This window comes from bacterium (assembly GCA_036504735.1).
In the GTDB taxonomy this organism is placed as follows: Bacteria; Electryoneota; RPQS01; order RPQS01; family RPQS01; genus DASXUQ01.
On the sequence record DASXUQ010000005.1, the window covers coordinates 23,148 to 45,784 of the forward strand.

The 22,637-nt window shown below is 57.9% G+C and carries 20 protein-coding genes and 1 tRNA gene; 18 read left to right on the plus strand and 3 right to left on the minus strand.

The genetic code is table 11. The features are described from left to right. From VGL38_01905 to VGL38_01965, 13 genes are all read left to right on the plus strand, one after another. Positions 1-846 (plus strand): glycosyltransferase family 2 protein, encoded by an 846-nt coding sequence (locus VGL38_01905; protein HEY3294172.1) that lies wholly within the window; start codon positions 1-3, stop codon positions 844-846. Between the two features lie 25 nt (positions 847-871). Next, positions 872-2,029 (plus strand): N-acetylmuramoyl-L-alanine amidase, encoded by a 1,158-nt coding sequence (locus VGL38_01910; GenBank protein ID HEY3294173.1) that lies wholly within the window; start codon positions 872-874, stop codon positions 2,027-2,029. Beyond that, positions 2,026-2,871 carry a glutamate racemase gene (murI, locus tag VGL38_01915; protein HEY3294174.1) on the plus strand — a complete coding sequence of 282 codons (846 nt, stop codon included), beginning with the start codon at positions 2,026-2,028 and terminating at the stop codon, positions 2,869-2,871. Before VGL38_01910 ends, murI begins: the two co-directional genes overlap by 4 nt. 70 nt (positions 2,872-2,941) lie before the next feature. Further along, a complete protein-coding gene (gene rho / locus VGL38_01920; GenBank protein ID HEY3294175.1) occupies positions 2,942-4,195 on the plus strand; it encodes a transcription termination factor Rho in 1,254 nt (417 codons plus the stop codon). A 137-nt stretch (positions 4,196-4,332) separates the two neighbouring features. After that, positions 4,333-5,577: a hypothetical protein gene (locus tag VGL38_01925; GenBank protein ID HEY3294176.1), complete on the plus strand. Its 1,245-nt coding sequence runs from the start codon at positions 4,333-4,335 to the stop codon at positions 5,575-5,577. Then, positions 5,553-6,824, plus strand: coding sequence for a hypothetical protein (locus VGL38_01930; protein ID HEY3294177.1), 1,272 nt, complete (start codon positions 5,553-5,555; stop codon positions 6,822-6,824). Before VGL38_01925 ends, VGL38_01930 begins: the two co-directional genes overlap by 25 nt. Before the next feature lie 42 nt (positions 6,825-6,866). Next, positions 6,867-8,177 (plus strand): serine hydroxymethyltransferase, encoded by a 1,311-nt coding sequence (gene glyA, locus VGL38_01935; protein ID HEY3294178.1) that lies wholly within the window; start codon positions 6,867-6,869, stop codon positions 8,175-8,177. Between the two features lie 74 nt (positions 8,178-8,251). Next, positions 8,252-8,728: a transcriptional regulator NrdR gene (nrdR, locus tag VGL38_01940; protein HEY3294179.1), complete on the plus strand. Its 477-nt coding sequence runs from the start codon at positions 8,252-8,254 to the stop codon at positions 8,726-8,728. 77 nt (positions 8,729-8,805) lie between these two features. Continuing rightward, positions 8,806-9,324 carry an NADH-quinone oxidoreductase subunit J gene (locus tag VGL38_01945; GenBank protein HEY3294180.1) on the plus strand — a complete coding sequence of 173 codons (519 nt, stop codon included), beginning with the start codon at positions 8,806-8,808 and terminating at the stop codon, positions 9,322-9,324. Further along, a complete protein-coding gene (gene nuoK, locus VGL38_01950; protein HEY3294181.1) occupies positions 9,314-9,619 on the plus strand; it encodes an NADH-quinone oxidoreductase subunit NuoK in 306 nt (101 codons plus the stop codon). The genes VGL38_01945 and nuoK overlap by 11 nt, the downstream gene beginning before the upstream one ends. Before the next feature lies 1 nt (position 9,620). Beyond that, positions 9,621-11,534 (plus strand): NADH-quinone oxidoreductase subunit L, encoded by a 1,914-nt coding sequence (nuoL, locus tag VGL38_01955; GenBank protein ID HEY3294182.1) that lies wholly within the window; start codon positions 9,621-9,623, stop codon positions 11,532-11,534. Next, positions 11,534-13,039 (plus strand): NADH-quinone oxidoreductase subunit M, encoded by a 1,506-nt coding sequence (locus tag VGL38_01960; GenBank protein ID HEY3294183.1) that lies wholly within the window; start codon positions 11,534-11,536, stop codon positions 13,037-13,039. The genes nuoL and VGL38_01960 overlap by 1 nt, the downstream gene beginning before the upstream one ends. Position 13,040: 1 nt before the next feature. Further along, complete coding sequence (locus VGL38_01965; GenBank protein ID HEY3294184.1) at positions 13,041-14,477, plus strand: NADH-quinone oxidoreductase subunit N; 1,437 nt, start codon at positions 13,041-13,043, stop codon at positions 14,475-14,477. A 91-nt stretch (positions 14,478-14,568) separates the two neighbouring features. Here VGL38_01965 and VGL38_01970 read toward each other — a convergent pair whose 3' ends face one another. From VGL38_01970 to VGL38_01980, 3 genes are all read right to left on the minus strand, one after another. Continuing rightward, the gene (locus VGL38_01970; protein HEY3294185.1) at positions 14,569-15,147 is read right to left on the minus strand and encodes a DUF4920 domain-containing protein; all 579 of its coding nucleotides are present in this window, start codon (positions 15,145-15,147) and stop codon (positions 14,569-14,571) included. Positions 15,148-15,190: 43 nt separating this feature from the next. Next, positions 15,191-16,438, minus strand: a complete 1,248-nt coding sequence (locus VGL38_01975; GenBank protein ID HEY3294186.1) for an aminotransferase class I/II-fold pyridoxal phosphate-dependent enzyme — start codon at positions 16,436-16,438, stop codon at positions 15,191-15,193. Positions 16,439-16,685: 247 nt separating this feature from the next. Continuing rightward, positions 16,686-16,757 (minus strand) — tRNA-Asn (locus VGL38_01980). 251 nt (positions 16,758-17,008) lie between these two features. On the opposite strand from VGL38_01980, the gene VGL38_01985 reads away from it, so the two are divergent. The 5 genes from VGL38_01985 (at position 17,009) to VGL38_02005 (ending at position 22,636) form a co-directional block, all read left to right on the plus strand. After that, positions 17,009-17,473: a histidine triad nucleotide-binding protein gene (locus VGL38_01985; GenBank protein HEY3294187.1), complete on the plus strand. Its 465-nt coding sequence runs from the start codon at positions 17,009-17,011 to the stop codon at positions 17,471-17,473. 24 nt (positions 17,474-17,497) lie between these two features. Then, a complete protein-coding gene (locus VGL38_01990; protein HEY3294188.1) occupies positions 17,498-20,146 on the plus strand; it encodes a PAS domain S-box protein in 2,649 nt (882 codons plus the stop codon). Between the two features lie 53 nt (positions 20,147-20,199). Beyond that, the gene (locus VGL38_01995) at positions 20,200-20,616 is read left to right on the plus strand and encodes a tetratricopeptide repeat protein (protein HEY3294189.1); all 417 of its coding nucleotides are present in this window, start codon (positions 20,200-20,202) and stop codon (positions 20,614-20,616) included. A 145-nt stretch (positions 20,617-20,761) separates the two neighbouring features. Further along, positions 20,762-21,751, plus strand: a complete 990-nt coding sequence (locus VGL38_02000) for a MoxR family ATPase (protein ID HEY3294190.1) — start codon at positions 20,762-20,764, stop codon at positions 21,749-21,751. A 9-nt stretch (positions 21,752-21,760) separates the two neighbouring features. Beyond that, positions 21,761-22,636 (plus strand): DUF58 domain-containing protein, encoded by an 876-nt coding sequence (locus tag VGL38_02005; GenBank protein HEY3294191.1) that lies wholly within the window; start codon positions 21,761-21,763, stop codon positions 22,634-22,636. The last annotated feature ends 1 nt before the right edge of the window (position 22,637 follow it).

The window sequence follows — 22,637 nt, forward strand, 5'->3', positions numbered from 1 at the left end:
ATGGCAAACGAAGCACGTGCCGGAATCATCGTACTGAACTGGAATGGACTGGAAGACACCCGAGCGTGTCTTCAGAGTCTGTTCGCCTTGGAAGGGCCGCCACCGCGTATCTATGTGGTGGACAATGGCTCCACCGATGGCAGCGTGGACGTGTTGCGCCGTGAGTTCGGCGAACGGATTATCCTGATCGCCAACGCGAGCAATCTGCTGTATGCCGGGGGAAACAATGTCGGCATCGAGCGTGCGTTGCAGGATGGCTGCACCCATCTGCTGCTCCTGAACAACGACACCATCGTCGATCCGGCCATGCTCCGCGAGTTGATGACGGTGTCAGATGGGCGAGGCGATTCGATTCTGTGCCCGAAAATTTTGTACGCCAAAGAGCCGACGAAGCTCTGGTATGCGGGCGGAAATCTTTCGCTTTCGCGGGCGCGGGCGGGCCATCGCGGCATCCGGGAGACGGATCACGGCCAGTATGACCGGATCGAGGAGACGGATTGGGCTACGGGTTGCGCGCTGTTCGGTACGCGCCGGGTGTTCGAGACGGTGGGGCTGCTCGACGAGAGCTTTCAGTTGTACAGCGAGGATCTGGATTACTGTCTGAGAGCGCGGTCGGCAGGATTCCCGATTGTGTATGTCCCTGCAGCACGGGTTTGGCATAAGGTGTCGGCGGCAATCGGCGGGAATCTGTCGCGGCAGAAACTGGTGCGAAAGTGGAACAGCCTGCGGCGGCTGATGCGCAAACATGTTCCCAATCCGGTGACGCGGTACGCGGCGCTGAGCGATTATGTGGTGACGGAGACGATTCGGGTGCTGTGGTCGGGGCTGAGAGGCAAATTGAATTGAACGGTGGCTGGGCAAGCGAATGATCATGGCAAGAACAGGCGGCGGTTGGCGGTGGGTGTGGGTGCTGGCGGCGGTGCTGCTGGTGTGCGTGGCGGGTTATGGCGAAGACGTCATCGCCGTTACCGACAGCGCAGGACAGCCCGCAGGCAGTCTGCCGCTCCAAATGCGCGGAAGTGAAGCGCTGATTCCGTTGCGGACTCTGGCGCGACTGGCGGACTGGAGGGTTCTCCAGTCGGAAAGTCTGTGCACGGTGTCTCTGCGCGGGGCCGAAGTTGCCTTCCGAACGGACAACCCCTTTGCCAAAGTAAATGGCCGCTATGTTCAGATGCGGATTGCGCCCGAGACTTGGGATGGCTCCCTGTGGCTTCCGGCATTAAACCTTGATGCTCTTTTCGGCCCGGATGTGCGCCTGATGAACAACGGGCTTACGCTGATGGTGGCATCCCTGTCGGTAACCGTGGCTAAGCCGCGCGACGGTGCGGAACGCTGGGCCCTGCATACGATCATTGTCGATCCGGGTCATGGCGGCAAAGATCCGGGCGCTCCGGGACCTCCGGGCTGGCACGAAAAGTCCATCACGCTCGACATCGCGCGGCGGCTGACGGCTCTGATCGAGAAGAAAGGGCTGACGGCGAGGTTGACGCGGTCGAAAGATGAATTTGTCTCTTTGCAGGACCGTACACATTACGCGAACTCGATGCATGGCGACCTGTTTCTCTCGATCCACTGCAACAGCAACCGTGACAAGAGCGTCCACGGAGTCGAGGCCTATTGCCTGAAGCCTGCCCGTACGGCGCGAGCGGTGGAAGTGGCTGTGCGCGAGAACAGCGTGGTGAAGCTCGAAGATACCGGCGCGGAGTATCGCGACCTGACGCAGGAGAATTACATCCTGCTCAGTATGGCAACGAGTCAGAACCTGAAAGACAGCGAAACGTGGGCAGCGCAGGCGACGGCGCAGACGGCGACACGATGCAAACTGGCCTCACGCGGCGTGGATCAGGCGGGATTCTATGTACTGATGGGGGCGCAGATGCCGGCGGTGCTGGTGGAGTGCGGCTACCTGTCGAGTGCTTCGGATGCCAAAATACTGATTTCGGAGCAGGGGCGGCAGGCGATTGCCGAGGCGCTTCTGAATTCGATCCTCGATATGAAAACAAAACTGGAGACGGCGGCTTCCCGATGACTCCCGAATCTGTTTCGCGGCCCATTGCCATTTTCGATTCCGGTCTTGGCGGACTGACCGTGGCGGCAGAAATTCATCGCCGCCTTCCGTCCGAAAATCTGCTGTTTCTGGCAGACCGCGCGCGAGTGCCCTACGCGGCGCTCAGTATTTCGCTCATCGCGCGCTTCGCCTCGGAGTGTTTCGACTTCCTGCTGTCTCACGATCCCAAGGCTCTGGTGGTTGCCTGCAACACGGTCTCATCGGTGAGTCTGGAGGAGACCATTGCCCGCAGTCCGGTGCCGGTGATCGGAGTCATTGAACCGACGGCCCAAGCTGCGGCGGACGCCACGAAGTCCGGCAGAATCGGCGTGCTGGCGACCAAGGCTACCGTGCGCCGCCGCGCCTATGAGAAGACACTGGAGAGAATGCGCGCGGGATTGCACGTGGTGGCCAACGGCGCGCCCCTGCTGGTGCCGCTGGTGGAGGAAGGGTGGACCGAGGGCCAGATTCCCCGGCAGATTGTGGAGCATTACCTCGTGCCGGCGCGCGAAGCCAACGTGGATACGCTGGTGCTGGGATGCACCCACTACGAATATTTTCAGGGGATGTTCAAGGACATTCTCGGGGATGGGGTAGAGATTATCAATACGCCGCGCGTGACGGCGGTGGAATTGGAAAAAATTCTGGCGGCGCGGGGCGAGTTGCAGTCTTCGGACAAGCCGGGCACCGTCACGATCTATTCGACCGACATCAACGATGCGCTGGAGCGCGTGGTGTCGGATCTGTTTCCGACCGAAGCGTTCCCCAACCAGATTACTATTCATTCCGCACAGGTTCCGCCTCATCGCCGCGCCATCCCGTAGGCAGATTTCCCGGGCGATCCGGCGCATGTTATACGCAAGTTTTTTCCTCTTCATAAATCCATTCTAAGCTATGGACATTACCCAACTGCAAACATTCGGTGTACCTGATCTCATCCGGCTGGGCCGGGAGCTGGAGATCCCCGATCTGTCAGGTCTTCCGAAGCATGAGTTGATCTTCAAGATTCTCGCCAAGCAAGCTGCGAAGGATGGAGTGCTTCTGGCCTCCGGCGTGCTGGAAATCCTGCCGGACGGCTACGGATTTCTGCGGAGCGCGTCGGCCTCGTACCTGCCGAGCCCGGATGACGTGTATGTGTCACCCTCCCAAATCAAGCGCTTCGGACTGCGCACCGGCCATCTGGTGTCGGGGCAGGTCCGTCCGCCGAAAGAGGGCGAGCGGTTCTTTGCGCTCTTGAAGGTCGAGTCGGTGAATATGGCCGATTCCGAGTCGGTCAAGGATATTATTCACTTCGACAATTTGACGCCGCTCTATCCCAACCGCAAGTTTCAACTGGAGACGGTGGCGAAAGATGTATCATTGCGGGTGATTGACATTTTTACGCCCATTGGCATGGGACAGCGCGGGTTGATCGTGGCGCCGCCGCGCACGGGCAAGACGATGATCATGCAGGCGGTAGCCAATTCCATCGCCAAAAATCATCCGGATGTGATTCTGATCGTGCTGCTGATCGATGAGCGGCCCGAAGAAGTGACGGACATGGAGCGCGGCGTGAAGGGCGAGGTGGTATCTTCGACCTTCGACGAGCGCGCGGAACGGCACGTGCAGGTCGCCAACATGGTGCTGGAGAAGGCCAAGCGGCTGGTGGAAATGAAACGCGACGTGGTGATTCTGCTGGACTCGATCACCCGCCTGGCGCGCGCCCACAACGCGGTGATGCCGCATTCGGGCCGGGTGCTGTCGGGCGGCGTCGACGCCAATGCGCTCTATGAACCCAAACGGTTCTTCGGCGCGGCGCGCAATATCGAGGAAGGCGGGAGCCTGACGATCATCGCTACGGCCTTAATTGACACGGGATCGCGCGCGGACGAAGTCATCTTCGAAGAGTTCAAGGGCACCGGCAACCTCGAACTGGTGCTCGACCGGAGACTGGCAGACATGCGAATCTTCCCGGCGATTGACCTGATGAAGTCGGGCACGCGGCGCGAAGAGTTGCTGCTGTCGGATGTGGTGCTTTCCAAGATGTATGCGCTGCGGACGGTGCTGGACCACAGTAACCCGGTGGAATCGATGCGGTTCCTGCTCGACAAAATGCGCGACACGAAGTCGAATGCCGAGTTTTTTGAACTTATGGCCAAGGGCGGATAATCGCGCTTTGGGCCGCTCGAAATCTGCTTTAGAATCAAGTTCTATAATTTGTTGACAATTATAGACGTGTTTCGTATATTCTAAACACGATTTCAAACTTTAGTCTTTGAATATTTTTCACTTAGATACCCCCACCGTTGAATTTCCGCCATTTTCTCTTTCTGCTTTCCCTGATTTCCCTGCTTGTTTTGGGCTGCGCGCAGCGTGAGACCGATATTGGCTCGAATGCCATTACGGGCACCACCGAGAACAAGTTTGCGATTTTGAGTGGCCATCCTACCCATTCTACGGACTGGCATCCGCCGTTCACGAATGGATACGGAACGTCGCTGGAGATCGGGGACGCGAAGAATCTTTTCGCCTTCACGGCGATCCGCTTCGACGCTACGACCGGGCTGCCGGACAGCGTGCGGGTGGACAGCATGGAGATCCGGCTGTATCGCGGCAAGGTTTGGCCCACTACAGGTTTTCCCGGACTGCAAGTGCGCATTCGGGAAATCCCGAATTCGGTGATCTGGACACAGGGCACGCTGATCCCCGGATCCTTGCCCGGACGTGAGAGCTATCCGATTCTCGACTCGGTGCTGGCCAGCGCGACGGACACATTTCTCACTATTCCCATCAAGAATCCGCAGGAGATGTGGCACAAGTGGCATGCAGACTCGGGTAAGGGCCTGGTGATCGAACCACGGTCTGACCAACCCGGGGGACATGGCGGTTTCATCGAGTTTTACAGCCATGAGATTCCGTCGGGCGTGCATCCGGAATATGCGCCGGCCCTGATCATTCATGGTTCGGCCCGCGTGAACGACTCGACGTTCTCGCCGGACACGACGGTGACTGCCGGGGCATTACATGACGCTTATCTGGTCATCGACTCCACGGATATCAATGAGCCGGATGCTCACCATGAACATCTGCTGGTAACGCAAGGCATGGCCCAGCGCGCCGCACTGTACTTTCCGCTGGACACGGTGGTTACCAACTTCAGCCGGGCGGTCAGCCGGGCGGAGCTGCACATGTTTGCCGATACCACCAGTCCACTGATGATTAGGTACACGGGCGAGAACGTGCTGCTTAAGCACGGCTTCCTGAATGACACGACGTGGGTCGCCCATCCGGACAGCCTGCAATTGAACAGCGAACTTGGGCCGGAAGCCAGCACCAATGGCACGTGGGATGTTACCAGTTCCGAATTTATTCTTGACGTCACCGGAGCCGTGGCGACGTGGATTTCCAACCCCGCGCGCAACGGTGGATTGCAATTCTTTGCCTCCGATGAGCTGAACACGCTGGAGCGGGAAGTATTTTTTGGGGCGGATGCGGTGGACGTAAACAAACGACCGAAGCTCTACATTTGGTATACAGAAATCTCGCACTGATCGCGCTGCTTTTGGCGGCGATATCCGCTCCCGTCATGGCGGGCGGATCTGTGTTCTCCGGCAACGGCGTCGGGGAACAGTTGGTTGGCGGTGGCACGCGCGCCCAAGGATTGGGCGGCGGCGGACTTGGCCTGGCCGATTCCATGTCGTTCAACTCGGACAACCCGGCCTTGTCGGCGTACTCCGTGCGGACGCTGCTGCGCATGGCGGGACAGGTCGGCGTGTGGGAGACGTCTGCCAATGGGCGCAAGGATTCGGATGGAGAATTCGTCTGGCAGGATTTCTTCGTCTATTTCCCCGTGCTGAAGTCGTGGCGAATGGGCCTTGGAGCCGTGCCGCGGAATCACATGGATTTGCGGCTGTTCGAAAATCGCACGGCTATTTTTCAGGATACGGCGCATACCCGATCCGATACCGTCCATTTCGAAGAGCAGGATGCGTGGCAGGGAAGCCGCGTGGATCTGCGCTTTGAAAACTCGGTCAAAGTGTCGGACAAGCTGGCCGTGGGATTGTCCACCGCGTACATCCTGCTGCGCAACGAGCGCGACCGGACGCTGGCTTTGCCGTCGGTGGAAGCGAATTCCTACTATTACGGCGTGGGCTACAGCGAGATCGAAACCTTTCGCGGGTTTTCCTTCGGTCTGGGCGGTTACTATGAAGCCACACCGAAACTGGGATTAGGTTTGGTCTACCGGCCACGGATTCCCGGCCATTGGGATTACACGAACAGCAAGGGCGGCGGTACGACGATCCACCGCAGCCGCAGCGGGGACGCTCCCGGCGAAATCGATTTCGGGGCCTGCTACAAGTTGTCACCCCGCTTTGTGGGTGTCGGAGATGTCCGCGCGGGGCAGTGGGCGGCTGGAGACCTCGGCATCATTTCGGACTCGGCGGGGACGATTACACCGGAGAACCCGTTGTTTGTATCCGTGGGATTTGAGCGGATGGCAGGGAAGGCTCCGGCAGCTACCGGTTTTGAGACGTGGGCGTATCGCGCGGGACTTTACTATCGGAAGCACTACTGGCCGTTGCGCAACGGCGCGGCAGTGTCGGATTACGCCGTGACGGCGGGCTTGTCGGTGCCCATCGCGGGCCACGCGGGCTGGCTGCATATTGCGGCTGAAGGCGGAATGCGCGGACAGGACGAGACCAAGCTTGGAGCAAAGGAGACCTTTTTCCGTGGCTCTTTGCAGCTTGAGATGAGTGAAACCTGGTTCGAACGGACGAAGCCCCGCATCCCGAAGTGATGCCTGAGCGCGACCGTCGAGGGGATTGATAAAGGACAGCACATGATTTCGCAAAAACACCTCCAAGATTCCGATCCCGAGGTTTATGCCTCGATTGACCGTGAACGCGTGCGGCAAAACACCGGCCTCGAGCTGATCGCGTCGGAAAATTTTGTGTCCACCGCCGTTCTCGAAGCGATGGGCAACGTGATGACCAACAAGTACGCGGAGGGCCTTCCCGGGCACCGCTACTATGGTGGCTGCGAGTTTGTGGACGAAGCCGAGCGCATGGCGATTGACCGTGTGTGCCGCCTGTTTGGCGCAACGTGGGCCAATGTGCAGCCGCATTCGGGCGCGCAGGCTAACATGGCGCTGTACTACACGCTGTTGAAGCCGGGCGATACCTTCATGGGCATGGACCTGGCGCACGGCGGGCACCTTACGCACGGTTCTCCGGTGAACTTCTCAGGCCGAACTTACCATGTGGTGAGCTACGGTGTCAAGAAGGAGACGGGGCGGATTGATTTTGACGCACTGGCCAAGACGGCCCGCGAAGTCCGACCCAAGCTGATTATGACGGGTTCGTCGGCATATCCGCGTGCCTGGGAATTGGGCCCGTTCCGCGAACTGGCCGACGAAATCGGCGCGTATCTGGTCTGCGATATGTCCCACTTTGCGGGGCTTGTTGCAGGTAAGGTGCATCCGGACGTCGTGCCCTTCTGCCATGTGGTCTCCTCGACGACGCATAAGACGCTGCGCGGACCGCGCGGCGGCATGCTGCTGTCCCGGGAAACCGGCGGCGAGATCGTGCTGCCGGGCATGGCCAAGCCGAAGACGATTACCGATGCCCTTGATTCGTGGGTATTCCCCGGTGTGCAGGGCGGACCGCTGATGCATGTGATCGCGGCTAAGGCCGTGGCCTTCGGCGAGGCGCTGACACCGGAGTTTAGGGCCTATGCCCAGCAGGTGGTGAAGAATGCCGCCGTGCTGGCTCAGGAACTGCTGAACCTTGGATACAATCTTGTCTCCGGGGGAACCGATACCCATTTGATCCTGATCGATCTGTCCCCCAAGGGTTGGACGGGCAAGGCGGCGGAGAAGGCTTTGGAGAAGGCGGGTATCACTGTGAACAAGAACATGGTGCCGTTTGACCCGCAGAAGCCGATGACGACCTCGGGAATTCGCGTCGGAACACCTGCAGTGACCACGCGTGGAATGAAGGAAACGGAGATGAAGGCCATTGCCCGGTTGATTGACCGGGTGCTGAACCATATGGACGATGACGCCACGCTGACCGCCGTTCGCGGCGAAGTGGCGGATCTGGTTCGGCAGTTTGAACTATACCCAAAGCCTCTGGTGCTGCGGGGAGCGTGATGTGCTGCGCCGTGTCAGCCCTTGATTAGCCGCCGAGATTCAGCAGCAGTGTCTGTGCAACGACGGAGGGCAAGATGAAGTGCCCGTTTTGCGGTACGGATGAGGACCGGGTAATCGATTCCCGGCCCGCACGTGAGGGCAGGGAAATACGCCGGCGCCGGGAGTGTTCCGCCTGCGGAAGCCGGTTCACGACGTATGAGGCACCGGAGGAACAGGCCGCCTTTGTGGTCAAGTCCAACGGGGGGCGTCAGCCCTTTGACCGAAGGAAGGTGCTGCGGGGGGTGACCATCGCCTGCAACAAACGCCCGGTCACCGCCGAGCAGATGGAACAGATCACGGCCATTATCGAGAGCAAGGTGCATGCGTCCGAAAGCCGGGAAGTCAGCTCGTCGCTGATTGGCCAGTGGATTATGGAAGCCCTGGTGTCGGTAGACGAAGTCGCGTATGTGCGATTTGCCTCGGTGTTCAAACGCTACGAGAACCTCGACGAATTCCTCTCCGAATTGAACCACATGCGCGCTATCGCGGCGACGATTAGTCCGGAGCATTGAATTTAATTGGGTTTTTGGGTATATTAGTCATCTGATTCATTCAACAGGATAAACGCGCCGTCTTTCCCTGAGCCTGCATGGAAACAGCCCTTTTCGCAATCCTTGGCCTCGTCGCAATTTTGGCAGCCTTGCTGACCATTACCAGCCCCGCTCCTGTGGCGAGCGCGCTGTATTTGGTGGTAACGTTGTTTTGCGTGGCGGGGCTTTATGTTTTGCTGGCCGCCCCGTTTGTGGCGGCTATTCAGGTCATCGTGTATGCCGGGGCTGTGATTGTGCTGATTCTGTTCGTGATCATGCTGCTGAATCTCAAGCCAATCGAAGAGCATATCCCCGCCGGCTGGAAGGCCGGAGGAATTGCCGTGGCCGTACTTATTTTGGCCGCCGCCTTCGTGTCTGTAATGAGCGGTGCGTCATCGGCGGTGGTCACCAGCCAGTTGCCGTCTGAGTTCGGCAAGGTGGGAGACGTGGGTAATGCGCTGTTCGCGAAATACTTGTATGCCTTCGAAGTGGTATCGGTGCTGCTGCTATTGGCTGTCATCGGTGCGGTGGCGCTGATTCGCAAGCAGGACGCGGAGGAGACGCCCGATGCACGTTGAGCTAACCCACTACATGTTGCTCGCGGCGGTGCTGTTCTCCATTGGCGTGCTCGGAGTTCTGACCCGCAAGAACCTCATCGTTATTCTGATGTCTGTGGAACTGATGCTGAACTCGGTCAATCTGACCTTTGTCTCCGTGGCGCGGTTCCGGGGCGATCCGATGGGGCAGGTGCTGGTCTTTTTTGTTTTGTGCGTGGCGGCGGCAGAGGTGGCGGTAGGCCTGGCGATTCTGATTTCGATTTTTCGGCATCGCGGCACAATGAATAGTGATTCAGTCAAGCTGTTGAAGTGGTGACATGCTCGAACTGGCGTATCTGATTCCCCTGTTTCCGCTGTTGGGTGTGCTGCTCAACGGTTTTGTCATGCGCGGCCAGAGCGAGAAGGCTATCGGGTCTCTGGCGGCCGCCATGATCGGTTTGAGCTTTGCCGTTACCGCCGGATGCTTTATTGAAGTCCTCGGGATGCTGCCCGCGGGGCGCTCCTTCGAGATGACCCTCTTCACCTGGATCGCGGCAGGCAAGTTCGCGGCTCCGGTGGCCTTTTTGATTGATCCCCTCTCGCTCGTGATGATGCTGATTGTCACGGGCGTTTCTTTTCTCATCCATATCTATTCCATTGGCTACATGCATGGCGACGCGGGGTTCCGGCGGTTCTTCATCGAGTTGAACCTGTTCGTGTTCTTCATGCTGCTGCTGGTAATGGGCAATAACTATTTGCTGATGTTTGTCGGATGGGAAGGCGTGGGGCTCAGTTCCTATCTGCTGATCGGGTTCTGGTACAGCGATGAGGCCAAAGCGTCGGCGGGAAAGAAGGCGTTTATCGTCAACCGCATCGGCGATTTCGGCTTTCTGCTGGCGGTTTTTCTGATTTGGACCACCTTCGGCAACGTGCAGTTTTCGGAGGTGGCCCGCGCGGCCACGACCGCGGATCCGGCGCGAATCACGGCCATCTGCCTGCTGCTGTTTATGGGCGCGGTGGGCAAGTCGGCGCAGTTCCCGCTGTATGTCTGGCTGCCGGATGCTATGGCGGGTCCGACTCCGGTGTCGGCGCTCATCCATGCGGCGACGATGGTCACCGCCGGCGTTTACATGGTGGTGCGCTCGAACTTCCTCTACCAGCTTTCGCCCACGGCGATGACGGTGGTGGCGATTGTAGGAGCGGCTACGGCGCTGTTTGCCGCGACAATTGGTCTTGTTCAAAACGATATCAAGAAGGTGCTGGCCTATTCGACGGTCAGCCAGCTCGGATATATGTTCCTTGCCTGCGGTGTGGGAGCCTTTACGGCGGCGATCTTCCACCTGATGACGCACGCCTTCTTCAAGGGCCTGCTGTTTTTGGGATCGGGATCGGTAATTCACGGCGTGGGTGGCGAACAGGATATGCGCAAGATGGGCGGGTTGAAGGAGAAGATGCCTGTCACCTTTGCCACGTTTCTGATCGGTACGCTGGCGATTGCGGGCATTCCCGGCCTGGCAGGGTTCTTCTCCAAGGATGAGATTTTGTGGAAGACGTTCAGCGGGCAGCACTATGTGCTGTGGATTATCGGTCTTTCCGCGGCGTTTTGCACGGCCTTCTATATGTTCCGCTTGCTCTATTTGACCTTCTACGGTTCCTTCCGAGGCCCCAAGGCCGCCGAACATCATGTGCATGAGTCTCCCAAAGTCATGACGGTTCCGCTGATTATTCTGGCGGCGCTGGCCATTCTGGGCGGCTATGTGGGCCTGCCGGCTTCTCTGGGCGGCAACGATGCCTTTGGCCATTGGCTGAGCACGGTGGTCCGCACCGAAGCGCCGGTGGAAGGCCTGGAACTGCACGAGGATGTGAGCGTCGAATACGGCGTGATGGCGGTCTCTGTGATCGTGGCGCTGGTGGGCATCTTCCTCGCCTATTCGTGGTACATGAAGAAGTCGGAAGCGGTCAAGAAGCTGGGCGAGACCAAGGCTCATGATGTTCTCGAGCACAAGTATTGGGTCGATCAGATTTACGACACTCTGATTTCGCAGCCGATTGTGCGGGGCTCGGACTGGCTGGCGCACAATTTCGATCTGGGAGTGATTGACCGGCTGGTGAACGGCACGGGCACCTTCTTCCAAGGGGTCGGTGGCGTGGTGCGGCGCGGACAGACCGGCGTGGTGCAGAATTATGCCCTGTTTATGGGCCTCGGACTTTTGGCGCTTCTGGCGACCTTTATCGTGGTGGCACTGAGATAATGATCATCAGCCTCCTCATCGCAATTCCCTTTTTGACGTCGCTGGTTATCCTCGCGGTTCCCCGGACGAATGCGGCCGCGATCCGCTGGATAGCGCTGTTCGGATCGATTGCCGCCTTCGCCGCATCGCTGGTGATGTATGCGCAGTTTACTCCGGGCGAAGCCGGCTACCAGATGGTAGAGCGGACGCCGTGGGTTGCTTCTCTCGGAATAGACTGGCACGTGGGCGTGGATGGCATCAGCCTGTTTCTGGTGATGCTCACGACGCTGCTCACCATGTTATGCGTCATCAGCTCATGGAGCAGCATCAAAGACCGGATCAAGGAATACCATTTCCTGTTCCTGCTGATGGAAGCGGCGTTGATCGGCGTGTTTTGCGCGATGGATCTGTTCGTCTTCTACGTAATGTGGGAAGTGCAGTTGGTGCCCATGTTCCTGCTGATCGGCATCTGGGGCGGCGAGCGGCGGATCTACGCGACCATTAAGTTCTTCCTGTTTACGATGGCCGGGTCCGTGCTGATGCTGGCCGGTATTCTGTATATCTATTTCAACACCACCGATCCGGCCACCGGGCATCACACCTTCAACTTGCTGCTGGCGACAGAGCAGGCGAAGTTCCCGATGGAGGTGCAGACATGGTTGTTCCTTGCCTTTGCGCTGGCCTTTGCGATTAAGGTTCCGCTGTTCCCGCTGCACACCTGGCTGCCGGATGCTCACACAGAAGCTCCCACCGCCGGTTCGGTGATGCTGGCGGGCGTGCTGCTGAAGCTCGGAACGTACGGCTTTTTGCGCTTCTGTCTGCCGATGTTCCCCGGCGCTGCAACGAAGTTTGTGCCGCTGATCAGCGTGCTGGCGGTGATTGGCATTCTGTATGGCGCGCTGATGGCGATGATCCAGAAGGATATCAAGCGGCTGGTTGCCTATTCCTCGGTGGCGCATCTGGGCTTTGTCATGCTCGGCACCTTTGCCCTGAATATGGAAGGTCTGTCCGGATCGCTGCTGCAGCAGGTCAACCACGGAATTTCCACCGGGGCGCTGTTCCTGCTGGTGGGTGTGATTTATGACCGGCGGCACACGCGCTTGCAGGCCGACTACGGCGGGATCGCCAAGGTGATGCCAGTGTATGCCGTGCTATTCCTGATCGTTGCCCTGTCCTCCATCGGGCTTCCCGGCCTCAACGGCTTCGTGGGTGAATTCCTGATTCTGCTCGGCGCGTTCGCGGCCCATCCGATGTATGCGGTCTTTGCCACTGCGGGAATTATTTTCGCGGCGGTCTACCTGTTGTGGATGTATCAGCGCGTCTTCTTCGGACAAGTGACGCACGAGATCAACCTCGGCTTGAAGGATGTGACGCTGCGCGAGGGTCTGGTGATCGGGACGCTCGTGGCGCTGACGATTCTGATTGGTGTGTATCCTGATCCGCTGCTGTCCCGTATGCAGCCGTCGCTGAACCTGCTGCTCAGCCATTTTCAAGGCGCGGGCATAACTCAAACGCTGTTGCCCTGACGTGAATCCCCTTTCCACAACCGACTATTTGGCCGTACTGCCGGAGACCCTCGTGGTGTTGACGGCTGTGCTGGTGATCGTGCTGGATTCGGCCAAGCGCGGCCGCTGGGCCACGTGGGTGCTGCCTGCCTGGTCGTGTCTTGGACTGACGGCCAGCGCCGTGGCGGCGATTGCCGTGTGGGGGAAGGGCGGAACCGTGTTCAGCGGGACTGTTTTCGCCGATGGCTTCTCCTCGTTGTTCAAGGTGTTGTTCGCCGTGATCGGCATTCTGACGGTCATGTTTTCGCCGTACTATCTGCGCTTCAAGAGTATGCGGCTCGGAGAATATTATGCCCTGCTGCTGACGGCGGTCTTCGGCATGATTGTGATGGTTTCCGCGGCGAATCTGCTGGTGTTCTTTCTCGGGCTGGAGACGATGTCGATCTCGCTGTATGTTCTTGCGGCATTGCAGCGGGCGGATGTGAAGTCGGCTGAAGCCGGAATGAAATATTTGATCCTCGGATCGTTCTCGTCGGCGTTCTTCCTCTATGGTGTGGCGCTGATGTATGCGACGGTGGGATCGGTGGACTATGAAGCGATTGGCGCGTTTTTGGCCGCGGGGTATCAGCCAAATCTGATGCTGGTGGCCGGAGTGGCGCTGCTGCTGGTCGGATTTGCTTTCAAAGTGGCGGCCGTGCCGTTCCACTTCTGGTCGCCGGATGTCTACGATGGCTCGCCGGCAACGGTGACGGCCTTCATGACCACCGGGCCGAAGGCGGCGGCGTTCGTGGCCTTGATTCGGGTGTTTGGCGTGGCTCTGCAGCCGGCATCGTCCCTGTGGACAGACGCGCTCACGTGGCTGGCCATCCTGACCATGACCGTCGGCAACGTGGTGGCGCTGCGGCAAAGCAGCGTCAAGCGGATGCTGGCTTACTCCTCGATTGCGCATGCGGGCTATCTGCTGGTGGGTATTGTGGCCGGCAGAACGGCGTTTGCGGCGATTGGGTATTATCTTATAGCCTATGCCCTGATGAACCTCGGCGCGTTTGCGGTGATTATTCTGATCAACCGCAAGGAGAACGCGGGATACGGATTCGATGAGTTCCGCGGGATTGGCCTTGAGCATCCGCTGCTGGGTGTGACGATGGTGGTGTTCCTGCTCTCGCTGACGGGGGTTCCGCCGACGGCGGGTTTCTTCGGCAAGCTGTATGTGTTCTCGGCGGCCATCGGCTCGGGGCATGTAGGCCTTGCCATCGTGGCCTTGCTCAACAGCGCGGTGGGAGCTTACTACTATTTGCGGATCATCACACTGATGTATATGAACAAGCCCGACGGCGATGTGTCCTTTACCGAACCTGCATCTTATCGCTACGCGTTGGTCATATCCTGCGTACTGGTTCTGCTGATCGGCATTTTCCCGGAACAGCTTCTGAGACTGGTAACGCTGTCGGCCCCGTAAAACGATTATCCTGTTTCGATTACATACAGAAAACCCCCGGCAGTTGCCGGGGGTTTTGCGTATGCTCTGGAGAGAACGCGAAAGGGGAAGACTACTTCTTCTCGTCCTTCTTTTCTTCCTTCTTTTCCTCTTTCTTCTCTTCCTTCACCGCTTCCTTGACCTCGGCCTTCGGCGCTGCTTTGATTTCGACGGCGGCTTCAGCCTTCTTCTCGGTGCTGGCGGCAAGCTGCAGTTCGGCGCCATGAATGGCGATCTTCACTTTGGGGGCCGGGCAGGCGTGCGGGGCCATGCCGGCTTCGGACTTCATTTCGGCCTTACCGGACGCTTTGGCGTCGACAACAACCTTGCCCTGCACGGTAACCATAGAACCGGCGCAATCCTTGGGGAAATGAATGCTCTCATCCATGCTCTTGCAGATAATACGAGAGCTGTCGGCGGCTTCCACTTCCAGCCAGCAACCGACGCCTTGGCAAACATTGATAACCTTGCCGCTGACCAGAACGTCTTTATCTTTGAAGGTATTCGGTTCGGTGTTGATCTTGGCAATCGGGGTGGCTTCCTTCAGCGTGACGGTCTTGCCGAAGGTCTTCGGCGCAACGGCGGCGTCAGCCGCAAAGCCCAGAGTAAAGCAAAAAGCGATGAGCGCCGCGAGGGCGATAAAACGGGACATGTGTTTCTCCTCATATGCGAGTGGAGCGATTTGGTTATGGTATTCAGGCAAGGGCGGAATCGTTAACCGCCTTGCTGATGACTGCGTGCTTTTTCAGATAAGATTCCATGAAGCGTTCGATCTGCGTGAAGGCCCTTTCGAGCACCGCTTCGGTGGGGAGGAAGACAACGCGGAAGTGGCGGGTGCCGGGCCGTTCACCGAATCCGCTGCCGGGAACCACGACCACGCCGGTTTCCATAATCAACTGGCGCACCCAGACGTCATCCGGTTCTTCGATGTGTAGACGCGGAAACGCGTAAAAAGCTCCCTCGGCCGGTACACAGGAGATTCCCGGAATGGCATTCAGGCGCTCGGTGGTGATGTCACGGCGGCGCGTGAGTTTGGCAATCACGGATTTAAGATGCTCCTGATTGTCACCCAGCGCGGGCGCAATGGCATGTTGAATCGGATGGTTGGCACAGAGGCGTGCGCGCAGCAGTTTGTTGATCGCCTCGATGTAATCATGCATCACAGGTTCGCGGCCACTGACAATTCCCCAGCCGATGCGGAATCCGGGAGCCAGATAGGACTTCGAAAGCCCATTGAAGGTGATGCAGGAGACATCTTTGTTCAAAGAGGCGATGGAAATATGACGGCCGCCGTCCAGAATGAGCTTGTCATAGATCTCATCGGCATAGATCACGAGATTGTGCTTGAGGGCGAGGTCGATAATGCCGCGCATCGTCTTCTCATCACATACCGAACCCGTGGGGTTGTTGGGATTGATAAGAATAATCGCCCGCGTCTTATCATTGATGCGGGAGGCGATGTCCGCCAGATCGGGCTGCCAGCCGTTGCTCTCGTCGAGGTAATATGGGTTCTCCGTCATCTCAAGCTTGGACTGAATGGCGCTGTAAAGCGGATAGCCCGGCGTGGGAAGCAGCACATTCTCGCCGGGATTGACGAGTGCCGTCAGGCAGATCTCGATGGCTTCGCTGGCACCGGATGTGATGAACAGGTCCAGCACATTGTCGATGCCTTTGCGGTGCGCTTCGCGCTCAATGGCGGCCACGCCGGATTTGATACCCGAGGAAGGAGAATAGCCGTTCAGGTTGTCGAGCATTGCGCGGTGCGCCGCTTCGACGATGTGGGGCGGGGTCTCGAAATCGAACTGGTTGGGATCGCCGATATTCAAATACAGCAGCTCTTTGCCGCTCTTGGCGGCCTGCTGGGCAAGCACAACGATGTCACGCACGGCATACTGGATGTGCTCGGTGCGGGAAGCGGGGCTGATATGTGGTCCAGAATCCATGAAAATTATCCTCGAGTCAAAGGTCATGAAGAGCGCGCGGCGGCCCGGCAAGTCGCCGAAAGTCGCCCAAAGAGAGGTCGAATTGCCTCGCAACCCATAAGGTAATATCTTTCTTGGATGTTTGCAATTCCAGCCGTATTGCGATATGTACATCCAATGATGCGGATTACCGGCTCTATCTGTAAATAGAAAAAGGTCTTGAACCGGGTGGTTCAAGACCTTTTGGGCCTTCTGTGGAAGGATTTTGCTCCGGAGGAGGGATTCGAACCCCCGGCCTAGTGGTTAACAGCCACCCGCTCTACCGCTGAGCTACTCCGGAAAGGACCCGCCAATTTAAGCATCTTCGCCTTCAATGTCAAGAGGATACGGAAGGGATTTGTGGGCTCTATGAGTACTTCTGCCGGCCATAGGAACCCAAAGCGGGTGCAATGCGTGTCTTAGTATGTTGTTAATTTGAACAATAGACCTCCTTGTAGAGGATAGAGCAGGGATTGGCGCCATTCGGTGATGCGAGGCCCTTGCTAATATCGAGTGGGTTACGCATATTAGAATCCGAATCCGCTTTGAGCTATGTTCAAAAAGGAGGAGTATCATGGGACGCCACAAACCGGAGATGCAGCGGTTACATCGTCGCAAGATGAGGAAACACAAAGCAGCGGCGGCAGCGAGGCGGACACCACGAGCAAAGACATGAACGATTGTATTTTCTGTAAGATTATTTCGGGCCAGATTCCCTCGAACAAAATCCTCGAGACCGAGGACGTTTTTGCCTTCCGGGACATCGCCCCGCAGGCCCCGCAGCATGTATTGATCCTGCCGAAGAAGCATGTGGGCCGGTTAGCCGACCTTCGGGAGTCGGATGGGGAGTTGGCGGGGAAATTGCTGCTTTCCGCAGCAAAGCTGGCGCACGACCTCGGCATGGAACAGGATGGATTCCGGGTTGTGATCAATAATGGTGAGAAGGCAGGACAATCGGTCTTCCACCTGCATGTCCATCTGCTGTCCGGCCGGGAATTCGGCTGGCCTCCAGGCTAAACCTTATTTCGCATTCAGGTCTATTTGCAAGAAACCTCCACAGAAAAGATTACTCTGTCCACCGCTCTGAGTGATGGCGCGCCGGCCGAAAGCTGGCTTTTGCCGTTGTTTCAAGCTCTGGCGGAAGTGCAACGGGCTTCCGCAATCGATGAGATTCTGCGGTTGGCCGCGCTCCGCCTGGGTGCCTGCGGGCAGGTAACGTCTTGCGCGGTGTATGTGGAAGACCGCCGCAAGGGCGGTGTGCTTTACGCGCAATCGGTGCCGGAGCCTGACTTATCACCGTTTGAGGCCGATAAGCATTACCGCGAACTGCTGGGTTTGTTCGGCGAGGGCGACAAGAAGAGCGTTGAGGTGAAGGCGGATGAACAGGCTGATCACAGCGTGTTGCTGCTTCCACTACGCGCGCGAGAAGGGCAGTGGGTCGGCCTGGTAGAGTTGATATGTCCGGCGCAGGTTCCGCTGCCGCATGATGCGGTGCGGGCCATGCAGACCTGCGTCGGCGGCGTGGCCGAAGCCATTGAACAGCTCAGGTTGCGCTTGTCGCTGGAAAAAGATGAGGCCATGTATCGTACGCTGATCGATAATGTCAGCGACGTCATCTTCCGCGTAGACCGGGAAGGCAAGTTCACGTTTGTCAGCCGGCAGGTGTGGAACCAGTTGGGCATACACTGGCGCGACATGCTGGGGCTGGGAGCCACGAACTACGTGAAGGATGAAAAGGACGCCGAACGGCTGCGGCAGGCTTTCGCATCTATCCTGAAAGGGCAGGTCGTTTCGCTGGATTTGACCATGCGCCGCGCGGATGGCGGGGAAGTGGTGGTCAGCGTATCGGCCAATCCGATTATGGAAGGCGAGCAGGTTACGGGTGCGCTGGGTATTGCGCATGATGTGACGGAGAAACGGCGTCTCGAAGAGCAAATTGCCGAGTCCGAACGGCGCTACCGCGCGCTGACGGAAAACGCGTACGATGCCATCCTGCTGATCGATCCGGAAACTTATTCTATTGTGGACGCAAATCCGCAGGCGGAGAAGTTGACCGGATACTCCCGGGGGGAGTTGCTGTCCAAATCGGTGCTGGACCTGCGGCGGCCGGAGCGGATCTATGAGGTCCAGGAGCGTATTCGCGAGGTGATGAACGCGGGTGTCGGACGGTTCGAAGACGCGGCGCTGATCTGCAAAGACGGCCATGAGGTGCTGGTGGACACGGCGGCCAGCGTCTATGAATTGGAAGGGCGGAGGTATTATCAGGCGATCATCCGCGACATCACCGAACAGAAGCACATGAACGAGGTGCTGGAAGAGCGCGTGATGGAATTGCAGGTGCTCTCCGAGGTCAGCGACGCCCTGCAATCGGCGGTGGATCTGCAAAGTGTGATGGGGATTGCGCTAACCGGTGTGACGGCGGGTAAGGGGCTTGGCTTCAATCGCGCGTTTATTCTCAGCTATGACAAGCTGAACAATGAACTGCGCGGCGAAGCGGGATTGGGACCGCGCACGGCGGAAGAGGCGGGGCGGATCTGGGGCGAATTGGCCGCCAAGGGGCTGTCGCTCTCGGAGATTCTTGAAGAGATGATTCGCTCCTTCCCCGAGGATGCCGACACATCGTTCGAATTCGCGCGCCATTTTGTGGTGACGCTGGATAATGAGCAAAATGTGTTTGCGCGGGCGATTCGCAACCGGGAGGCCATCCGCGTAGATACCGGAGTGGAAGACGCCCATCTGCCCGGCGAATTTGTAGCGTTATATTCTCCGCCGGAGTTTGCCATTGTGCCGCTGGTGACGCGGGATGATGTGATGGGTGTGCTGCTGGTGGATAATCTGTTTACCCGGCGGCGGATTCGGGACGATGATTTGCACCGCCTGAAGCTTTTTGCCAACAGCGCGGCGTCGGCGATTGAGCGCAGCCGGTTGCTCATCAGTCTCGAACGGCGGCTGCATGAACTGACGCTGGCGAACCAGGATTTGAAAGTGAGCCGCGACCGGCTGATCAAGACCGAGCGCCTGTCGGCGATTGGCGAGGTAGCGGCATCCGTGGCGCACGAGATCCGCAATCCCTTGACGGCCATCGGCGGTTTTGCGCGCACGGTGTATTCTTCTTTAGGCGACAATGACAAAAATCGCCGCAAACTGGAGATTATTCTCGAGGAGACAGACCGGCTCGAGCATATGTTGTCTTCGCTGCTGGAGTTTACCCGGCCCGCGGTGCCGCGTTTTACCGAACTGGATTTGAATGCGCTCGTCATGCAGACGGTCCATTTCATGGGGCAGGAGATCAATCCCAATTCGGTGCATGTGGCCTATAAGCTTGATCCGCAGATTCCACGTGTGTGGGCCGACGGGCAGCAGATCCGGCAGGTGTTATTGAACGTGGTCCGCAATGCGTTGCAGGAGATGCCGCGCGGCGGAACGATGACCTTCGAATCGAGCGAATCGGACGGTGAAGTGCAAGTTGCGGTGCACGATACGGGACCGGGAATCACACCGGACATATTGGACAAAATATTCGAAGCATTCTTTACTACAAAGCCTTCGGGCTCTGGTTTGGGCTTGGCCATATGCTCGCAGATCATGCGTAACCATAATGGACGTCTTGAGGCATATTCACGCGCAGGAGAAGGAGCGACCTTTGTGCTGACGCTGCCAGTGGCGCAAAAAGGTCTTGATTCTTACTGATTTCGGGTGTATATTGGGGCGATTTTATAGCAAGCTTAACCATGAGGTGTTACATGCTGAAGAGCAGTACCCGCACATTGCTGGTTCTGATCTTGATGGCTGCCATCGCCGGTTGTGCCAAGGGCCCGTCCCAGGAACAACTGTTTGAGAAGGCGAAGAAGGCTCAGGAAGAAAGCAACTTCCCCTCCGCGATTCAGGCTTATCAGGAAATCGTCAAGCGCTACCCCAAGTCACCCCAAGCGGCCCAGTGTCAATTCATGGTCGGGTATCTTTATGCTAACCACATGAAGAATATGGACATGGCCAAGCAAGCGTATCAGACGTTTTTGCATAACTACCCTGAAGACGCGCTGGTCAAGGATGCTCAGTGGGAATTGGACCATTTGGGTAAAGATGTCAACGAGATCGACGAACTGAACAAGATCCTCGCCAAGGACAGTACGCTTGCGAAGTCAGATTCCACCCGGTAGGTCTTGAAGTTTACTCAATTGCTCGGATTAGATCCCCTATCGGGGATCTATTTTTTGGGACTCGGAACTTTGCGGGATGTTTCTTTGTATACCGTTCGAGTCTAACCTACATAGTAACGCACGGAACAAGCTTCAGCGGAGGCAAATGGATCAGGACATTCGAGAGATCACCATACGGATCGAACGCGAATCGGAACTGGCCGACCGTATTTTGGCGGAAACGGGGAAAGTCCTTTACGGCCAGCGCTATATGATGGAACGTCTGCTTATCGGGCTGTTTGCCGGGGGGCACGTGCTGCTCGAAGGTGTTCCCGGACTTGCAAAGACTCTGGCGGTCAAGACTCTCGCCGCCACCATGCAGGCGAAATTTCAGCGCATCCAGTTTACTCCGGACCTTCTGCCTGCCGACCTGGTGGGCACGCTGGTATACAACCAGAAGGACAGCAACTTCACCACCCGCAAGGGACCGATTTTCGCCAATTTTGTCTTAGCAGACGAGATCAACCGCGCGCCCGCCAAGGTGCAGTCCGCTCTGCTCGAAGCCATGCAGGAGCGGCAGGTCACGATCGGGGACGCCACCTATCCGCTGCCGGATCCTTTTCTTGTCTTAGCTACGCAGAATCCGATTGAGCAGGAAGGAACCTATCCGCTGCCCGAAGCGCAGGTGGACCGGTTCATGCTCAAAATCAAGATCGATTACCCGCGCCGGGAAGATGAAGTGAAGATCATGCGGGCGTATTCGCAGGCGGAAGTCCCCACTGTGAACGCTGTGGTGTCGCCCGACGAAATCCACCGCATCCGCAAGTTGGTGGAAGGGATCTATGTAGATCCCAAGATCGAAACCTATGTGCTGGACATGGTCTTTGCCACGCGGCAGCCGGAAACGCACAAGCTGCTTGATCTCAAGCCGCTGATTCAGTACGGGGCATCGCCTCGCGCCTCTATCTATCTATTGAAGGCCGCGCGGGCGCATGCTTTCCTGCGCCGCCGCGGGTATGTGGTGCCTGAGGACATTCGCGCCGTGGGGCTCGACGTCCTGCGTCATCGCGTGACGGTCACCTATGAAGCTGAAGCGGAGAATATCTCCTCCGAAGACATCGTCAATAAGATTTTTAACACCATCGAAGTACCCTGAGTTCTTGCCTTGGAAACGCGTGAGATCCTGAAGAAGGTCCGGCAGATCGAGATCAAGACCCGCGGGGTCGTGAACGAGATCATGTCCGGAGAGTACCATGCGGTATTCAAAGGCCGAGGCATGAACTTCGCCGAGGTGCGTGAATACCAGATGGGAGATGACGTGCGCGCCATTGACTGGAATGTCTCGGCGCGCATGGGGCATCCGTATATCAAGCTTTTCGAAGAAGAGCGCGAGTTGCTTGTCATGCTGCTCTGCGACGTGTCCAGCAGTTCCAACTTCGGCTCGGGCGACAGCATGAAGGTGGAGATGGCCACGGAAATGGCGGCGGTGCTGGCCTTTTCGGCGATCAAGAACAATGACAAGGTCGGTCTGCTGCTCTTTACGGACAAGATCGAGAAGTTCATCGCGCCGCGCAAAGGCCGGAGTCACATCCTGCGGATTCTGCGCGAGTTGATTACCTTCGAGCCCCAGCGGCAGGGAACGGATATCAAAGGCGCGCTGGAATATATGAACTCCGTCATCAAGAAGAAGGCCATTACCTTTTTGATTTCGGATTTCATCGATGAGGACTATCAGAAGGCGCTGCGGATTGTAGGACGGAAGCATGATGTGACGGCGGTGCACGTGACCGACCCGCGCGAGTATCTGCTGCCGGACGTGGGGCTGGTGCGGCTGCATGACGCGGAGAACGGATCCCCTATGTGGGTGGATACCTCCTCGGCGCGGGTGCGCAAGCAGCTTGAAACGCGGTTCCGCACGTGGCAGGCGTCGGTGAAGTCACAGTGCCAGAAATCCGGTGTGGACTATCTGCCCTTGAGCACCGGTCAGGACTATGTGAAACCCTTGATTCAATTCTTCAGAAGACGGGAGCAGCGACGATAAT